The sequence below is a fragment of the Acinetobacter sp. I-MWF genome, from assembly GCF_025433935.1.
In the GTDB taxonomy this organism is placed as follows: Bacteria; Pseudomonadota; Gammaproteobacteria; order Pseudomonadales; family Moraxellaceae; genus Acinetobacter; species Acinetobacter guillouiae.
Window position 1 is genome coordinate 249136 of record NZ_JAMBAR010000001.1, and the last position, 18236, is coordinate 267371.

General features: G+C 37.2%; 17 protein-coding genes. 12 read left to right on the forward strand and 5 right to left on the reverse strand.

Annotation, left to right across the window (positions count from 1 at the left end):
* Nucleotides 1–12 precede the first annotated feature (12 nt).
* Entirely contained in the window at nucleotides 13–861 is an 849-nt protein-coding gene (locus tag M2R48_RS01185) for a DKNYY domain-containing protein (protein ID WP_262084835.1), read from the forward strand.
* 12 nt (nucleotides 862–873) lie between these two features.
* Here M2R48_RS01185 and M2R48_RS01190 read toward each other — a convergent pair whose 3' ends face one another.
* Nucleotides 874–1239: a MerR family transcriptional regulator gene (locus M2R48_RS01190; RefSeq protein ID WP_262084836.1), complete on the reverse strand. Its 366-nt coding sequence runs from the start codon at nucleotides 1237–1239 to the stop codon at nucleotides 874–876.
* 240 nt (nucleotides 1240–1479) lie between these two features.
* Here M2R48_RS01190 and M2R48_RS01195 point away from each other — a divergent pair, with 240 nt between their 5' ends.
* Complete coding sequence (locus tag M2R48_RS01195; RefSeq protein WP_262084837.1) at nucleotides 1480–1989, forward strand: hypothetical protein; 510 nt, start codon at nucleotides 1480–1482, stop codon at nucleotides 1987–1989.
* Nucleotides 1990–2287: 298 nt separating this feature from the next.
* Here the strand turns inward: M2R48_RS01195 and fadA are convergent, their stop codons facing one another.
* Both fadA and fadB read right to left on the reverse strand, forming a co-directional pair.
* Nucleotides 2288–3460 (reverse strand): acetyl-CoA C-acyltransferase FadA, encoded by a 1173-nt coding sequence (gene fadA / locus M2R48_RS01200; RefSeq protein ID WP_004718442.1) that lies wholly within the window; start codon nucleotides 3458–3460, stop codon nucleotides 2288–2290.
* Nucleotides 3461–3472: 12 nt separating this feature from the next.
* Nucleotides 3473–5626: a fatty acid oxidation complex subunit alpha FadB gene (gene fadB / locus M2R48_RS01205; protein WP_004818537.1), complete on the reverse strand. Its 2154-nt coding sequence runs from the start codon at nucleotides 5624–5626 to the stop codon at nucleotides 3473–3475.
* A gap of 432 nt (nucleotides 5627–6058) precedes the next feature.
* On the opposite strand from fadB, the gene M2R48_RS01210 reads away from it, so the two are divergent.
* The 6 genes from M2R48_RS01210 (at nucleotide 6059) to uvrC (ending at nucleotide 12722) form a co-directional block, all read left to right on the forward strand.
* On the forward strand, nucleotides 6059–7051 hold the full coding sequence (locus tag M2R48_RS01210) for a hypothetical protein (protein ID WP_262084838.1): 993 nt from the start codon (nucleotides 6059–6061) through the stop codon (nucleotides 7049–7051).
* A 225-nt stretch (nucleotides 7052–7276) separates the two neighbouring features.
* Entirely contained in the window at nucleotides 7277–8221 is a 945-nt protein-coding gene (lpxO, locus tag M2R48_RS01215) for a lipid A hydroxylase LpxO (protein ID WP_262084839.1), read from the forward strand.
* 110 nt (nucleotides 8222–8331) lie between these two features.
* Nucleotides 8332–8955: a PH domain-containing protein gene (locus M2R48_RS01220; RefSeq protein ID WP_004718435.1), complete on the forward strand. Its 624-nt coding sequence runs from the start codon at nucleotides 8332–8334 to the stop codon at nucleotides 8953–8955.
* Between the two features lie 135 nt (nucleotides 8956–9090).
* The gene (locus M2R48_RS01225) at nucleotides 9091–9510 is read left to right on the forward strand and encodes a PH domain-containing protein (protein ID WP_262084840.1); all 420 of its coding nucleotides are present in this window, start codon (nucleotides 9091–9093) and stop codon (nucleotides 9508–9510) included.
* A 317-nt stretch (nucleotides 9511–9827) separates the two neighbouring features.
* Complete coding sequence (locus tag M2R48_RS01230) at nucleotides 9828–10760, forward strand: hypothetical protein (RefSeq protein ID WP_262084841.1); 933 nt, start codon at nucleotides 9828–9830, stop codon at nucleotides 10758–10760.
* Between the two features lie 162 nt (nucleotides 10761–10922).
* Complete coding sequence (gene uvrC, locus M2R48_RS01235) at nucleotides 10923–12722, forward strand: excinuclease ABC subunit UvrC (protein ID WP_262084842.1); 1800 nt, start codon at nucleotides 10923–10925, stop codon at nucleotides 12720–12722.
* A 48-nt stretch (nucleotides 12723–12770) separates the two neighbouring features.
* Here the strand turns inward: uvrC and M2R48_RS01240 are convergent, their stop codons facing one another.
* Nucleotides 12771–13196, reverse strand: a complete 426-nt coding sequence (locus M2R48_RS01240; protein ID WP_262084843.1) for a hypothetical protein — start codon at nucleotides 13194–13196, stop codon at nucleotides 12771–12773.
* A 23-nt stretch (nucleotides 13197–13219) separates the two neighbouring features.
* Nucleotides 13220–13870 carry an NAD(P)-dependent oxidoreductase gene (locus M2R48_RS01245; protein WP_262084844.1) on the reverse strand — a complete coding sequence of 217 codons (651 nt, stop codon included), beginning with the start codon at nucleotides 13868–13870 and terminating at the stop codon, nucleotides 13220–13222.
* A gap of 107 nt (nucleotides 13871–13977) precedes the next feature.
* Here M2R48_RS01245 and M2R48_RS01250 point away from each other — a divergent pair, with 107 nt between their 5' ends.
* From M2R48_RS01250 to M2R48_RS01265, 4 genes are all read left to right on the forward strand, one after another.
* Complete coding sequence (locus M2R48_RS01250; protein WP_262084845.1) at nucleotides 13978–14871, forward strand: LysR family transcriptional regulator; 894 nt, start codon at nucleotides 13978–13980, stop codon at nucleotides 14869–14871.
* A 461-nt stretch (nucleotides 14872–15332) separates the two neighbouring features.
* Nucleotides 15333–16127 carry a thioesterase family protein gene (locus tag M2R48_RS01255; RefSeq protein WP_262084846.1) on the forward strand — a complete coding sequence of 265 codons (795 nt, stop codon included), beginning with the start codon at nucleotides 15333–15335 and terminating at the stop codon, nucleotides 16125–16127.
* 105 nt (nucleotides 16128–16232) lie between these two features.
* Nucleotides 16233–16820, forward strand: coding sequence for a CDP-diacylglycerol--glycerol-3-phosphate 3-phosphatidyltransferase (gene pgsA / locus M2R48_RS01260; protein ID WP_004718416.1), 588 nt, complete (start codon nucleotides 16233–16235; stop codon nucleotides 16818–16820).
* 214 nt (nucleotides 16821–17034) lie between these two features.
* Nucleotides 17035–18195, forward strand: a complete 1161-nt coding sequence (locus M2R48_RS01265; RefSeq protein WP_262084847.1) for a hypothetical protein — start codon at nucleotides 17035–17037, stop codon at nucleotides 18193–18195.
* Nucleotides 18196–18236 lie beyond the last annotated feature (41 nt).

Sequence of the window (18236 nt, forward strand, 5' to 3'; positions counted from 1 at the left end):
AGAAGTAAATAAATGAAAAATATAAAAGTATCGCTGTTTTTTGCAATATCTATACTGCTATTGCTGGGTGGAATTGGCTATGTCTACCAGACGCCAATTCTCGTTCAGCAGGATTGTAAAAGCGTTGCTTTATATCGTTATCATTTTGGTATTTATCAAATTGACCGAGACTCCATTCTGGATGTCGATACTGATAAAAAGGTTTATGGATGGAAGCATTTTTTAGGCTTAGCCCCTATTTTATGTGCTGAACAAATTGAGTATGACCAATGTGTCGTGGAGGAAAAGCGAGCGGCTTTAAATGCTGAGCAAGAAAAACAGCAATGGAGCCTTGTGCGGGACAATTTATATATCAATCCTCAACGGGAATTGGCGTTAAAGTTTCCTTATGCAAATCGTTGTAGCATATTTCTATCTGAACATGTTTTGCCCAGCAAAAGCCTGTCGATTATGGGTGAGCGTTTTTATCGACATTTGGGTTTTGGTGGTGAAGATGGGCCTTCTTTGAATGACACTATAGATTTAGCGAGCTTTAAGCAGTTAAACCCTTCTAATTTGTATAAAGATAAACGGCATGTTTATCGTTACTTTAGCATGCTGGATGGGGGCAGTTTTTCTGTTTTAGAGGGTGCAGATGCCAGTAGTTTTGAACTGCTCGGAGATTGCTATGCAAAAGACAAACATCATATTTATGAAGAACGTTTTGGCAAACTTGAGGATGCAGATTATGCAAGTTTTAAAACCAAATCTGATGCGGGATGTGTTGCACAGGATAAAAATGGCTATTGGTTTTGGAATGATCGAAAAGCTTGGAAAGATATGAATAGTGAAGAAAAAGAGCGGGTCAAAGCGCTTCAATGAGGTTGATCTCGATTAGCGCTTGGTTTCTTCAACTTTTCCTTGCACTAAAAAAGATGTTAATAGGCTTTGAGATTTTTTGAGTTTGACTAATTTTTCTGAAATATGTTCTAACTCCATTTCTAATGTCTCTTTGGCAACTGGGCATAAGGTAAGTTTTTCCTCAGCCAAATCGAAACATGGCAATAATAATTTAATGTCTTTTAAATGCATGCCGGCATCATTGAGAACTTTAATTTTTTGAATATCCTCGATGTTTGCTTGATTATAATCTCGATAGTGATTCGCTGTTCGTTGCGGACGAATTAATCCTAGCTCTTCGTAATAACGGAGCATACGCGGGCTGACTTGAGTTATCTCAGCAACTTTAGCAAGATTCATAATAGACCTCTTATAAACTGAAATGGATCAGTTGGAAAAAATTTATCGGTGGCTCTATTCAAGCTGTTGAATGAGTAAAACCCATTCAATCTTTATTTTAGAATTTTAACAGTATTTACCGTTTATCTGAGCTTTAGTGAATCTCGCTATAATTTGTTATAGCCTATTTAATAGACAATATTAAATGTATTGAATCATTTTATTGAATGTATAGGATGATTTATTTTTTAGGTGAAATGTATGAACTTTATCAAAGTTTCGATACTTGCAACGGCTCTTTCTGTTTGGTTACCCACTGTACAGGCAGAAGAAGTTGCCTCATTGCCTACCATTAAAGTGATGGCGGATTCTGAACTGCGTCAAGAAGCTGTAGGTGTTGTTCCTTATCAAGAAGATAAGGATGTACGTAAAGTGTTACAGCATCAGATCATTAAAAAAGAGAATGAGATCCAAAATTATGTGATAGGCGATAATTTTGCTGTGCTTGATATGCAGCCCAAAGCCTCTGAACCGAATATAAATCAAATTTCTTCACCATTACTCAGAGAGTACGTTTTGGCTGTGGCTGCTGGTTTACAGTCCTCTGATCCTACATCAGGTTTGTTTACCATGATGGAACCACTTTCGATGGGGATGAATCGTGAGAAAGCCTTAGAGGCTGTGCGTAATGGAACGTTTAAACTGAATATTGATACAGATCGTTTGAATTTTCTGTTAGGTGACAAGTGGCAAAGTGCTCTGCCTAAGTGATTCGTTATTTAAAATTTTCATTATTTTATTAAGCCAATCTGTTGATTGGTTTTTTTGTATCTTGTGTTCTGTCCTAAAAGTTAAACTTAGTGAATGCAATGCAAATAATAGCGAGAACAATTCAACGACCACAGTTACAGCTTGGTTTCTAAATTGTCTGCAGCAGATCAAGTGAGTAAAAGTAAAATGATCTATAAAAATCTCAAAATGAATATAGTCTTTTAGGGAAAGTTGGATCACTTTTAATAAAAATCCCCGCATTAAGCGGGGATTTTATATCTTGGTATTTAATTAAGAATTAAACACGTTCGATAATTGTCGCGATACCTTGACCAAGACCAATACACATTGTTGCCAGACCGATTTGAGTATCTTGTTGTTCCATCACGTTCAACAATGTCGTGGTGATACGCGCACCAGAACAACCCAATGGGTGACCCAATGCAATCGCACCGCCGTTTAAGTTGATCTTGTCTTGCTTGTCATAGATGTTCAAGCCTTTCATTACAGAAAGACCTTGAGCAGCAAATGCTTCGTTTAACTCGATGGTTTGGATGTCTTCCATCGTTAAGCCAGCACGTTTAAGCGCTTTCTGTGTTGCAGGAACAGGACCATAACCCATGATCGCAGCATCACAACCTGCAATCGCCATTGAGCGAATCACAGCACGTGGCTTAAGACCTAAAGCTTGAGCACGTTCAGCAGACATCAACAACATTGCTGATGCACCATCAGACAATGCAGAAGAAGTCGCAGCAGTTACAGTACCACCTTTAGGGTCAAATACAGGACGTAACGCTTTGAATGCTTCAAGGTTTGCATCTGGACGAATGACTTCGTCGATGTCGCAAAGGATTTTGAAGCCATTGGCATCATGACCTTCAACACCCACGATTTCGTTTTTGAAACGACCTTCCTGAGTTGCAGCCCAAGCGCGACGATGAGATTCAACACCAAACGCATCTTGTTCGTCACGACTAATGCCGTTCATACGACCTAACATTTCAGCAGTTAAGCCCATCATGTTAGAGGCTTTCGCATAATGCTTAGATGCTTCTGGGTTAAGGTCGATGCCGTGCATCATACCAACGTGACCCATGTGCTCTACACCACCGATGATGAATACATCACCTTGGTTGGTTGCAATTTGCGCCGCAGCAGTATGGATTGACTGCATAGAAGAACCACAGAGGCGGTTTACAGTTTGACCACCAACAGTCTTAGGTAAGTCAGCCAATAACACGATGTTACGGCCAATGTTCATACCTTGTTCTAGGGTTTGGTTAACACAACCCCAGATCAAATCTTCAACTTCATTGACATCAAACTGGTTACGAGCAACTAAAGCACGAACCAATTCAGCAGATAAGCTGTCAGCACGTACATTGCGGAACATACCGTTTTTGGTTTTACCCATTGCAGAACGTACGCCATCAACGATGACAACGTCACGTGGATTTAAAGTAGCCATTCACGTTGCTCCTTAACCGTAGAATTTTTTGTTGTTTGCAGCCATGTCACGCAACATTTGTGGCGCTTCATAAGCCTTACCTAAGTGTGCATATTTGTCGCAAAGCGCAACATATTCAGCAACACCTGTTTGGTCGATGTAACGCGCTGGACCACCACGGAATGGAGGGAAACCTACACCCATGATCATTGCCATATCTGCTTCAGAAGCAGTAGAAACAATGTTGTCCTCTAAGCAACGAACAGTCTCGTTACAGAACGCGAGCATCATACGGTCAATAATTTCTTGAGCATCAAACTCGTGCTTTTCAGTTGTTGCCATCGTTGCAACAAGCTCATACGCAGTTGGATCAATAGATTTCGCTTTCTTACCTTTACGATCAAGCTCGTATTTGTAGAAACCGATGTCATTTTTTTGACCAAGGCGTTTGTTTTCGTACATGATTTCGATCGCGCCTTTATAGTCAGGCTTCATGCGGTCTGGGAAACCTTCAGCCATAACTTCAGCACCATGCACACCAGTGTCGATACCCACAACGTCGATCAAATAAGCAGGTCCCATAGGCCAGCCGAATTTTTCCATGACTTTGTCAACTTGTTGGAAGTCTGCGCCATCTTTAAGCAGAAGGTCAAACGCACCAAAGTAAGGGAACAATACACGGTTTACAAGGAAGCCAGGGCAGTCGTTTACAACGATTGGTGTTTTACCCATTTTCTGAGCAAGAACAACAGTTGTCGCAATTGCTTCTTCAGATGTTTTCTCACCACGGATCACTTCAACCAAAGGCATCATGTGAACTGGGTTAAAGAAGTGCATACCCACGAAGTTTTCAGGACGAGTCAATGCATTTGCAAGACGCGTGATTGAAATCGTAGAGGTATTTGAAGCAATGATCGTATTTTCACGAACTTTTGCTTCTGTATCACGTAACACAGCTTCCTTGATTTTAGGATTCTCTGTGACTGCTTCAATCACGATGTCAACTTCTTTAAACTCGTCATAGCTTAAAGTAGGACGGATACGTGCAAGTGTTTCACCCATTTTTGCAGGTGTCATCTTTTTACGTTCAACTTGTTTAGTCAACAAACCATTCGCTTCAGACATACCCAAAGCAAGCTGTGGGTTACCGATGTCCTTCATGATGATTGGTGTGCCTTTGCTTGCCGCTTGGTAAGCAATACCGCCACCCATAATACCCGCACCTAAAACAGCTGCTTGGTTAACAGGGTGAGCACCTTTCTCATGTTTTTTAGAGGCTTTTTTCACAACTTGGTCATTGATGAATAAACCGATCAATGCACCTGCTTGTGGTGTAATCGCAGCTTTAGCAAATGCTTCAGCTTCAATTTTTAACGCTTCATCACGTTTTTGGCTTACACCAGCTTGAAGTGAATCAAGAAGAAGTTTTGGTGCAGGGTATTGAGCAGGATTTGCTTTCGCAAGGACTACACCTTTAGATGAGTTAAATGCCATCATTTGTTCAAGCATGTCTAATTTAACAGGCTCTAATTTTTCTTGACGTTTTGCTTTCCAATCTAAACGACCAGAGATTGCTTGTTTAACAAGATCAATCGCCGCTTCTTGGAGTTTGTCAGCCGCAACAACTGCATCTACAGCACCGTCTTTCAGCGCAGCATCTGGACGTTTGTTTGCTGAAGTCGCGATCCACTCAACCGCATTGTCAATACCAATCAAACGGCTTAGACGAACAGTACCACCGAAACCAGGAATGATACCCAGTTTAACTTCTGGTAAGCCCACTGTTGCAGCATTTGACATTACGCGGTAGTCACATACCAAACACATTTCAAAACCGCCGCCCAATGCAATACCATTGATCGCAGCAACTTTAGGAATCTCTAGATCTTCAAAAGCGTTAAAAATCTCGTGAACAGGCATTGCCCATTCTACAATTGCACTTTCACCTTGCTTAAAATTTTCACCAAACTCAGTGATGTCTGCACCAACGATAAATGTTGATTTACCAGAGGTAACGATGAGACCTTTCACTTCACTGTTATTTTTTACAGCTTCAATAGCAGCTTTAAAGTCTTCAATCGTTGCACGGTTGAATTTGTTAACCGACTCACCTTGTAAGTCAAAGCGGAATTCTGCAATTCCGTCCGAAAGCAATTGGACGGTAATGGCATTGCCAGCGTGGATCATGCCCTGATCTCCTTTTTTGGAGGACTTCTTAAGTTGATGTTTTGAAGTGTGTATGCAATTCCCGCACACATTTCGACTTCACTAATCTTACGATAACTATATCTAAAAATAACCTAACAAGTTGTATCAAGCCGTGACGCAAGGGTCATCAATTTTTTTTGAGTAGAAGATTAAATTAAGCTTTTAAATTTTAAGATTTTTATAGGTTTTTTGCATAAATATTTGAAATTTATTTATTTAATGTAAATTCCTTTGTGCATTTCTTTACAAAAATGAATAAGAATAGCCATCCATAGTGATTCATTTTTTTTGTCATTTAGGTCAATTGGTGTGAAATTTAATTATTTGTTTAGAAAATCTTTATAATCTATTGAATGTTTTGTATTATATATGTAATATTTGGTTGGTATTTAATCACAAAAAGAACCTGTTATGACTACACAAAACAAAAAACTCGCATTTACAGCTATTTTTTTATCACTCTCTTTGATTGGATGCGGAGGAGGTGGTGACTCTTCATCAGATAATTCCAATACTTCAACAACACAAGACAGTTTGGATAATGGAACACGCTATTACTTTGTTGACTATGAATTAGATGATGGCTCTGATAATTTGACTATGGAATATTTTGAAATATTCAATAAACAATTTAAGAATTCTGAAGCTAACAAGTTTCTAGGTGAATATATATTAACAGCCAACAAATTGTATACTCCGCGTGAAATTGCTGTGAATACAGTAGTATTGAATTCTATGACCTCATGGACCTCAACCTTAATTGGTAATGTTAAAACTGATCTTAAATTAGAAAAAGTTGATATTTCAGGAAAAAATATTTTTGATACGGTTTTACCAGGCTATCGTAGTTTAGGTTTCGATAGTGAAAATAGTTATTCTGAAGCACGAAAATTGTTGGCTTCGTACGGTAATGATCGTTTTCCACAGGGGAGTAACTGCTATCGTTTTACCTCTCGAAAGAACAACCAAGACTATTTTAGCTTTAAGACAGATAATGAATTTAATCAGACATTTGAAGATTTTAAAGAAACAAGTTCGGACTATGTTGATTTTTTAAATCAACAACTTAAACCATTGGGCGTAACCTATCGTTATTCAAGCGGCAGTTGGCAGAATATTCCGTGGACGACTGTTTATGAAACTGATACTGGTGCAGCTAATGATGATTATGTTGCAGTTAAATATCAGAATAAAACATATTTAGCTGATTACGATAGTGAAATTGAATGGACGAATGCCAAAGAAATAAGACAATGGGAGAAATTGCTCGGACTAGCCACAACAGATAAACAAACAAGAACAGCAAAGTTAAATATTGAACAACTCAAGAAAGGGTGTGCTGTATATAATTCGAAAGCTGCATCAACTTTGGCTTCTCTAAGACTGATTGATTGGAATAATTAAGAAAATAGCTGAGAAGTCTGTCAATAAAACTTTAACCAAATTTGTAGGCACTTCTACAAATTTGGTTTATTTATAATAATAATCAATAAAAACATATAATTAGGTCGTTGTGGCTTTTTGATTTATAGATTTGTTATAATTTGTAGAAACATTCTCCCTTTTTGAGATTTAAAACTCTATCAGCACATGTTGCTTGATTAACCTGATTAATGAAAAGAGTGCTGTATGATTAAATGGATCATATTGGCGATTTTTGTGATTTCTGCTTTGTATATCCAAAATCGCGGTAAAGTGCGACATTCGTTTTATCGTCAATTTTTTGACCATTCAACGATACTCGCACCAATTAACTTTCTCATGTACATGTTTTCAAACGTGCCGAATCAGCCGTATATCGACACACAACATTTTAAAGATTTAAAGGTGTTAGATGAAAACTGGGAAATGATTCGTGAAGAGGCACAAGCGTTATATGCCAAAGGTGGAATTAAGGCTTCAAGTACATATGATGACTTAGGATTTAATTCATTTTTTAAAACAGGTTGGAAACGGTTTTACCTAAAATGGTATGACTCAGCACATCCTTCAGCAGCAGAACTTTGCCCAAAAACAACTGAATTGCTGAAAACTTTGCCAAGTATCAAGGCAGCAATGTTTACAGAGCTTGCACCTGATAGTCGATTAGTGCGCCATCGTGATCCTTATGCAGGTTCATTGCGTTATCACTTGGGGCTCATTACGCCAAATGATGATCGTTGCTTTATTGATGTAGATGGTCAACGTTATTCATGGCGAGATGGTGAAAGCGTGGTTTTTGATGAAACCTATATTCATTATGCTGAAAATACCACGGACCAAAATCGTATTATCTTCTTTGCTGATGTAGAACGCCCACTAAAAACAAGATTTATGCAGCGCTTTAATCACTGGTTCGGTAAAAAAGTGATGACTGCTGCCAGTTCTCCAAATGAAGTAGGGGATCAAACAGGCGGGTTAAACAAAGTTTTTGGTTATGTGTATCAAATCCGCATTAAAGCCAAAGCCTTGAAAAAAACCAATCGTCAGTTGTATTACTTTTTGAAGTGGTTCTTGATGTTAGGGATTTTCTTCCTGATTTTTATTCGACCATATATGTCACAGATTATCGCATTTTTCGAAAAGATGATTTGATTTAAAGCGCCCGTCAGGGCGTTTTTTTTAATAACAAATTTTGACTTGAGTTTAACGCTCGATTTTTTTAATTTACTTTCATAATTTATAAAAGCGCTGGAAAACACAAAATGTTTAAAAATTTAGCCTCAGAAATGATGGGTATGAGTGATATTGGGACAATTATTGAGCCGCATGATTTCAATAAAACAGATATTGATGATTATATTTTTCATGAAGATAACGAGAAAATTTTCTTTGTCATCAAAAGCAAAACAGATGAATATTGCTTTACCAATGTGGCTTTTATGCACCTAGACGGTAAAAGTGCGATCAGTAAAAAACGTATGCTGTATCGCTACTTATATAAGCACAACCCAATTAAAAATGTACTTTTAGAAACTGCTGGTACCGTGGATTTAGATGCTGAAATCAAGTTCCAGTTAGGCGAACAACACTTCTCTATCGATATTGATAAAAAGCAAATTGAGAAAATTCGCGATCTCTATAAAGCATTATTTACCATTGGTGAAACCTGCAAAGAGATCAATCGTAAACGTAATGTGCTATTACAAAGCACTGACAATGTGCAGAAAATGTTTAACTTACGAGAGCTTAGTGAACAGGCAATTTTAAATTTACCTGAAATCATCAATCAGACTGCGCAACAAGTTGAAGATTATGCCAACCAGCGCATTCGACAGATTGAGAATTATGATTTTTCTGAAATTTTTGATCGCTATTTAAAAAATTGATGCTTAGACATTTAGTCAAAAATTAAAACGCTCGAAAGAGCGTTTTTTATTATGTAAATTGATGATTTTATAGTCATATTTAACTCAAAATTCAGATAGAATAATATTTTGTATGGGAAAACTTTGAAGAGCGTGATGCAAAAATTTCATACTAAAATTGATTGGTGGATTTTAGGCTTTTTAATCGCAATGACAGGTCTACTGATTCAATTACTTTATACCATGTATGCAAAAGGCACTATGGTTGAATATCCTGAGCATACAGCGGTGTATATTTTAACTATTGCTGTGATTTGGTGGCCAGTTTTCAATACACGCTATATCATTGAAAATGAAGCATTGATTATTCATAGTCTATTTTTAAAATGGCATATCCCATTGGCAAATATTCAAAACATCAGTAAAACCAATAATTCGATTTCATCACCTGCCTTATCTCTAGATCGTTTGAAAATCGAATATATGAAAGATGGAAAAATCAAACAGGTCTTGGTTTCTCCAAGAGATCAACAGGCCTTCCGTCAGGCAGTAGAAGTCGCTCGTACTCAGATTTAAATAAATAGAGAATAGCGATCGTTTGTGATAAATCTTTTAGAATCATCATAAGACGTGAATTATACGGGTATTGAAAGTGCCTTCTCGTTTTGGAAGAAGATTGAGATGAGAGGGCTTTTATGTTTTATGGTTTTAAAATATTTATAAAAGCAGCCTAAAGTATAAGGCTTAACGAAGACGAGAATCTCGTAAAATTTACTTTAATAATCAACTAAGTGAAAATAAAAAACAGTGAAAATTTAAGCGATTTACACTTGTGATTTCATGAAATATTGGTTAATAATGATTCAAAACAAATAGTATAGTGAATCTATATAATGAAAAAAACAATATTTTTTGTAATCAATGCTTTAATTTTAACAGCTTGTGGTGGTGGATCGGATGATTCATCTGTTTATCAACCACCCGCTAAAATATATGCTATAGATACTTTTAGTGGTGAATACGATCTTACATCATTATTAGTTTTCTCAGCAGTTTATACAAATTATAAAATATATAACTTTGATTCAAATAAGGATTTTTTTGTAAAATATAGTGATAGACCTGTTTTTAAAACAGAAGCATTACGAAATTTTGTTACACAAGAGAATATTTCTACAATTGTGCCTCCTCAAATGGAAAGCTATCAGTTTTTAATAGGGGAAAAAGTCAATTTTGATGAAGAAACTCTACGATATACGGCTAGTAATTATATTGCATTTAAACCGTTAGTCTTGTCTTGGAAATATAAGAAAATTGATGTTTCAGGTCAACTCATTGAAAGTGATAAAAATAATCCAATGCATATGATTAGAAAGAGCCCAAATGCTGAAGTGTTTGCAGCAATTCTGGGGGTAGGTTATGGTACATCTAATCTATTTCCTGAAGGATCAATCTGTTGGCAAAAGCAAACAGCCCAAAGTAGTCAAGAATATATTGAGTTTTACCCAGAAAAGATTATTCGCCATGTGAGAGAGGATTCTGAAATCCAAAGGTCTGGTCTGTGGAACAAAGTAAGTTGGGTCGAGTTTAAAATAGATATTAATGAGCCTGAAAGAGCAAATGTAAAACTCATTATTGACGATAAGATTTATTGGGGATTTTATCACCCGCTAAATGAAACATTTATAATTGAACCTAATCAATTGAGTTGTGATTATATGAACGAAACCGCTTTTAAAGCAGCGATGTTCAAACCTGATGTGCTATCAGAGTTAAGAAAGATAGAATTATGGGAGACTTGGGCTACGATATATTTAGACGACTAGTTTATAACTAAAATATTCTTATTGAAGCGTAATTTTATGAAAATGAGTGGCTCATAAAGGCAGTAGAAACTAATAATATTTAAAAATTGAATCACTCATAGACTTGAAAAATGGATGATCTAACTACATCATCCATTTATAGTCCAAAGTTAAAAGTCTACTGTGAACGAAAACGCACGTGAAAATATCGAAAAGATTCTAGCCAATATGACGACTTTACCTGGTGTGTATAAAATGCTGGGAAAAGAGGGTGAATTATTATATGTCGGAAAAGCCAAAAATCTAAAAAATCGCGTACTGAGTTATTTTGTCAAAACGATTGAACATCCGAAAACACTGGCTTTGGTTGCACGTATTTATAATATTGAAACTCTTGTCGTCCGTTCTGAAACAGAAGCTTTATTACTCGAACAGAATCTAATAAAACTGCATCGCCCACCGTATAACATTATGTTGCGTGATGATAAATCCTATGTCTATATTTTTGTCTCCGCAGATAAACCTTATCCACGTATTGCTTCAGGACGAGGCAAAGGCAAACATCAAGTGGGTAAATTTTTTGGCCCCTATCCAAGTGCTTATAATGCAAGAGATACACTTTTAGTTCTACAAAAATTATTTAATGTCCGCCAATGTGAAAACAGCTATTTTTCACAGCGTAAACGTCCTTGTCTGCAATATCAGATCAAGCGTTGTACTGCGCCTTGTGTGGGGCTGATTTCACCCGAAGCTTATAATGAAGACGTACAAAACTCAATTCGTTTTCTAAATGGTGATACCAAAGAACTGAATCAGGAATTGATTCAAAAAATGGAACAAGCGGCAGAAAATCTAGAATTTGAGAAAGCGGTATTTTACCGTGACCGCATGGCCTTACTGCGTGATGTCCAAGCACAGCAAGCTATTTATAAAGTCAAAGGTGAAGCTGATATTCTCGCCATTGCCTATCAAGCGGGTGTGACCTGTGTACAGATCATGCATGTGCGTAATGGGAAAATGCTGGGTGGGAAAAGTTATTTTCCAGATATGTTAGATGATGATTTGGGGCAAATGTTGTCTGATTTTATCGCCAATTTTTATTTTCAGGTCGCAGATGAAGTTCCTGCCGAACTGATTGTCAATGTGAATGTGACAGACCGAAAAGAACTGGAAGAGGCTTTACATCAACAGTTTGAAAAGAAAATTAATATTAAACACAATGTTCGTGAAACTCGTGCTGAATGGCTTGAGTTGGCTGAGATGAATGTTCAGCATGCCATCAAAGGAAAATTAGCCAATCATTTAGAATTAAATGAGCGTTTTCATCAACTGGAACAAGTCTGTGGACGACCTGTTGATCGTATTGAATGCTTTGATATCTCCCATACTATGGGCGAAGCGACCATTGCATCATGTGTTGTTTTTGATGCAGGTGGCGCACGTAAACGCGATTATCGCCAATTTGCGATTGAAGATATTACTGGCGGTGATGATTATGCCGCAATGCGCCAAGCCTTAACACGCCGTTATAAAAAAGCCATGTTACCCGATTTATTATTGATTGATGGGGGTAAAGGGCAACTTCATATGGCGATGGAAGTTATGCAAGAGCTTGGTTTAGATGCATTTATGGTGGGTGTTTCCAAAGGTGAAGGGCGTAAACCCGGTTTAGAAACACTGCATTTTACCGACGGCACGAAGATTCAGCTTCCTGAAGACCATAAGGCACTGCATTTGATTCAGCAAGTTCGTGATGAAGCACATCGTTTTGCAATCACCAAGCATCGCGCTAAGCGAGATAAACGTCGTGGAGGTTCGGTACTTGAGGCTATTCCAGGGTTGGGCCCAAAACGTCGGCGTGACTTACTGACTCATTTTGGTGGGATTCAAGGTGTACTTAAAGCCTCTGAACATGATTTAAAAAATGTTCCCGGCTTAGGCGATGTTATGGCACGAATGATTTATAAAGTGTTGCATGAATAACGCCGTTATTTTAGAAATAAAGCGGAATAGGATTAATTTAGTAGTTGCTTAATTTCTGGTTACGAAAAATTCTGCACCTGAATTAAGTATATTAATTAGCATATTTCTATCAAATTCTTTATTTGCTACTGCACTAACCATCCCAAGACTTAGTTGTAAATCGGGTTGTAATATTACAGCGTCACTTTTTTGTTTAGTCAGCTCAACATCCAATTTTTTTAAACCATTGAGAATATTGGCTAATTTTCTGCTTATAAACTGATGCTGCACTTTCGTTTGAGGAAGTGTAGCATTTTGCAGTGGAATATAAGTTTCCACATTTATTAGTATAATATTTTTTTCATGAATTATTTCATAACCATCCTTATTTTTAGGGCTGACTAATAAATCACTATAGATGTATATATTTTCACAATAATGTTCTAGCTTATCAGGATCTAAAATATATGTTTGGTTTTCAATTGAAATTTTCATGAATTCTATTTTGCTTTACTTGGTTAGTAAGCGACAGTGAAACGTTGACATGCAAATTTTTTCTGTTCCATTTCATCAATTAATGCAATTGCTAAATCTTCAGCAGAAATTGTGCCTGGCTGATTTTCATTCATTAATGGTGAATCAGTACCTAAACGATATGTTCCAGTCCGAACCCCAGGATTTGCTGGCGAAAATCCAATTGGAGGGCTGATCATTGTCCAATCCAATTGCGTTTCTTTTTTCAACTCGTCAAGTAGAATTCGGGGACCATTTGCTCCCTCGAAATATTCTTTTGGGAATTCTGGAGTGTCAATTATTTGTACACCTGGTGCAACATAAAGACTACCCGCACCTCCAACGATCAAAATGCGTTTAACTTTGGCTCTTTTTACTGCATTTAGAATGGAGCGTGAGCCTTTTAGATAATCCTCACAAATATTAGGATTAGCCCAACCTGGATTAAATGCACTCACAACTATATCCACATCTTCTAAAACAGATACTAATGAATCCTCATGCATTACATCTATTTGGATAATCTCTAAATTATCTCCTGCTTTTATCGAACTTGGGTCAAGAACAAGTGCTTTTACTTGATATTTACGATCAAGCAATTCGGTAAATAAAGCTGATCCTACATATCCAGTTGCACCAATTAGAGCTATTTTCATTTCAGATTACTCAATATTAAAATTACTTCTTAATTAAAATAGTATTTGAAACTCATAAGCGAAAATAGTAGTGTTTTTGATCTACCACCTTGAAGCTGTAGTTTAAAATGGATCATTACAAACGGATGGTTATTTTCACCAAAGTTGTTGAGCAAGGCTCAATGAGTGCAGCAGGGCGGCTATTGGATATGTCACCTTCAGCTATAAGTCAGCAAATTCGCTATTTAGAAAATCATAGTGGTATCACTTTATTACACCGCTCGACTCGAAAATTGACTCTAACGGACGTTGGTAAACGCTATTATTACTATTGTCAGCAGTTATGTCAGGCTGCAGATAATGCTCAGGCAGTATTGGAATCTGAAATAGAGGAACCCTTTGGTGAGCTTCGTATAGCAGCTCCTGTTGGGTTGGCCACTTATTTGGTCAGCAGTTTGGGAGAATGGAGTCAAGAATTCCAACACTTAAGTATAAATCTACAGGTTCATGATGACCATATTGATTTAATTGAACAAAGAGTTGATTTAGCTATACGGATAGGGGAGATGCCAGATTCTTCTTATGTCGCACATAAAATTGGAACAATGCGAATGGGGTTGTATGTAACTCCGAGATGGATAGAAGAAAATGGTATGCCTAGTCACCCAACTGATTTAAAAAATTGTGAATGGTTACACGTGCAATTCAATAGTACAGGATTGAGACAATTACATTTCTTTAATGAATATGAGTATTTGAATTTTACAGTGGAAATGAAACCGAAGTTTGTAATTAATAATATTTTACTTCTTCGGAAAATGTGTGAACAGGGGTATGGAATTTGTACTCTAAGTGAGTTTGAAGTAGAGCAATCAGTCAAGGAGCAAAGGTTGATCCGTATATTACCACAGTGGCATTTAGGAGAAACCAATATTTGGGCAGTGACAACACATAGGAAAGCACAATCAGCGAAGGTAATTCAGGTAATTGAACATATAAAAAAACAATTGATATTGAAATAGTGCTGCTCTGAATCTTAATAAGATTGTTCACAACTTTATGAGCAAAGATAATGCTTGCATAGTTGATCAAGCAATTCGTAATAGTAAAAAGCACGTTTTAGTATTTCTGGTAATGCACGATCATGTCGCCCTATTTTGAATATAAAGTAGAGCATAAATAAACGGTTATTGTTGCCAAGAGATGCTGCTTTTGGAAATATTCAAGTGCTGTAGGATTGCCTTTTTCTGCAATTAGATAGTCTATCTAAAACCAAAAAAAGATTGATTGTATATATAATACAATGTGTTAAAACCTTATTCTTATTGTTGTAGACGTGCGTCAACTGGTTTGGAATCTGAATGATCGCTATTGATCCTAAATCGCATTTGCAAAAACAACCATTGACGCATGAGTCACTGATCATTTTCATCTCACGTTAAATATGAAACAGTACAACAAAGATTGGAAAATTGGACGGATCATGTCATTAGAATCGCTATTTCAGCAGATTGAACAAGAAGAGTGGATTGATATTCCTCAAGGGTGGTTGCAGGGGCGCACCATCTTTGGTGGTCTTGTTGCAGGTATGTTGGTTTATAAAGCAATTGCAACTATTCATGATCCAGTTAAAAAGTTGTTAAGTTGTAGTGTCACTTTTGTTGGGCCTGTTGAAGAAACGCCAGTGAAATTGACTGCTGAAATTCTGAGACAGGGTAAGTCAGTTACCACAATTGAAGTCAGACTGTGGCAAAATGAAGCTGTGCAGAGTATTTTAATTGCAAGTTTTGGTAGCCAACGCGATTCTAAAATTCAAGTGTCTTTAGAGCCTCAAGCCCCTGATTTTCCGCCACTTGACCAGATTAATATTGTCCCTAAATATTTACCTTTTCCTGAGTGTGTAAAAAATTTCCAACTGGCATGGACTGAAGGGAATTATCCAATGTCAGGCAGTAAGCAGCCTGACTTCTCAGGTTGGTGTCGTTTTGACCCTGAGATACATGCCAATCGAGCAATGAATGTCTCAGATATCATGACCTTAATGGACGTTTGGCCTCCGGGTGTATTGCCAATGTTTAAACTGCCTGCGCCTGCAAGTACACTGACTTGGCAAGTAACGTTTATCCATCCTTTACAAAATCAGTTGAATGATTGGTTTAAGTATAAAGTGATTACAGACTTTGCTGAGCATGGATATGCAACAGAACATGCCTATCTTTGGGATGAACAAAATCGACTCATTGCGATTGCAAGACAGACGGTTACGGTATTTACCTAGTCGACAGTTTCATGTGAATCGTTTAAAGTACTAACGAAATAGAGCTTTACTCTAAATTATTATTTACCTTCATTCGGGTAAGTAGGGGACTCACTGGCGGTGTCTATGACTACAGGTCGTATCCTGAATATTCCAAATATCTTGACGCTTGCTCGAATCGCGTTAATTCCTGTTTTTTTAATTATTGCCTATTGGCCACCTGCAATTGGAGTGGCTGGACATACCGGTGGTATGACGCGTCATATTATCTTGACTGCAATTTTTGTTGTTGCAGCAGTCACAGATTGGTTTGATGGTTATCTGGCACGAACATTAAATCAAACCTCAGCTTTTGGACGTTTTTTAGATCCAGTTGCAGATAAATTAATGGTGGCAGCAGCATTGATTGTTTTAGTGCAATGGCAACCATCAATCACTATGGCATTTGCCGCAATTGTGATTATTTCACGTGAAATTACTGTTTCAGCACTACGTGAATGGATGGCTGAATTAGGTGCACGTACCAATGTGGCAGTCTCTACGGTGGGTAAATATAAAACAGCCTTTCAGATGATTGCAATCACGGTGTTTTTACTGAATTGGCAGCCGCTTGAAATACTGGCTTATGCCTTGTTATATACCGCGGTCATCTTGACACTCTGGTCGATGTTTATTTATTTAAAAGCAGCATGGCCTTATTTAAAACAGCCTTAATCTGCGCAATTGAATGCAATATACAGATCAAAGCCTTTCTCTCGTGAAAGGCTTTTTTTGTGCTTGAAAGTCAGTACAATGTAAAGATTGATGAACACAGATACAAATCGTTAAACATCATCTTGAGCTATATTGAAAATCAATCAAATTACAAGAAACACTGTAACTGGAATATTGAGAAACACGCCATTGCAGGTAAAATTAAGGAATACACATGGCAGCATTGCTTTATTTATCGAATCAAAATTTGTATTTATTGGATGGGAATAAAAGTATTACGGTTCCTTGCCAAGCCATTGACTTATATAAAAAGAATTTAGTTGAGATTCAACAACGTAAAGATTGGAAAACCAAAGGTACGGGCGCACAGTTCATGGGAGCATTGTCACAAAATGATGAGGTGGATTTAAACCATATTTTCCCCACAGATGTTGCTCTCACTGCTGATCATAAAATGATTTATACCGCTTGTTTGCAAGAAGGCACTTCGATCAATATCAAATCATTGACAGATTTACAAGAAACCGAAGGCTTAGTATTACGAAAGAATGATTTTGTGGTGCAGGACATGGCTTATGATGAATCTAAGAAGCGTTTAGCACTCTCCGTTCACACACAGGGCTATGAACGACATATTTGTATTCTGCCTTTAGACGCCAATCGAACACAGTATTTGACCGAAGGGGATTGTCAGGATTCAAATCCATGTTTTGATCCGCGAGATACCATGCAGTTATATTATGACTCATGTGGTTTAGCTTATGGTGAACACCGTATTGCCTATAGTCCCAAAGAAATTTTTCATTTGGATATGGGAACAGGCGATTTGCAAACAATCGCTTCAAATCCAAAATATGATTTCTTTAAACCAAAAATGGATGGGCAGGGCAATTTGTATTTTATTAAACGCCCGTATTCCCGTGATGGCGCTCATCAATCCCCGTTAACAACGTTTAAAGATATTATTTTTGCACCTTTTAAAATTATTCGTGCGATTGTGGGGTGGTTGGATTTCTTTACTCAACGCTATACGGGTGAATCGTTAAAAACAACGTCTGGAAATAATCCAGCCAAATCGCAACAAAAGTCAGAAGAAGAGTTATTTGTTGAAGGTAATTTGATTAAGGCTCAGCAAAATTTAGAACGTAATCAGAAGGCGGGCGAAAAATATCCAGGGATGATTCCAAATTCTTGGGAGTTGATCAAGATGACAGCTTCTGGTGAGATGATTGTATTAAAAAAAGGCGTGATGAGTTTTGCTTTAAAAGACAATTCTATTTTTTATTCCAATGGAAAATATTTGGTTGAAATTGATCAAAATAACAATGAGACCTTGCGGGTTGAAGCCAAGCTAATTTCAAAAATTATCTGTTGAGGTCTTGTGTTTCCACACTACATTTAAAATAAACCAAAGCT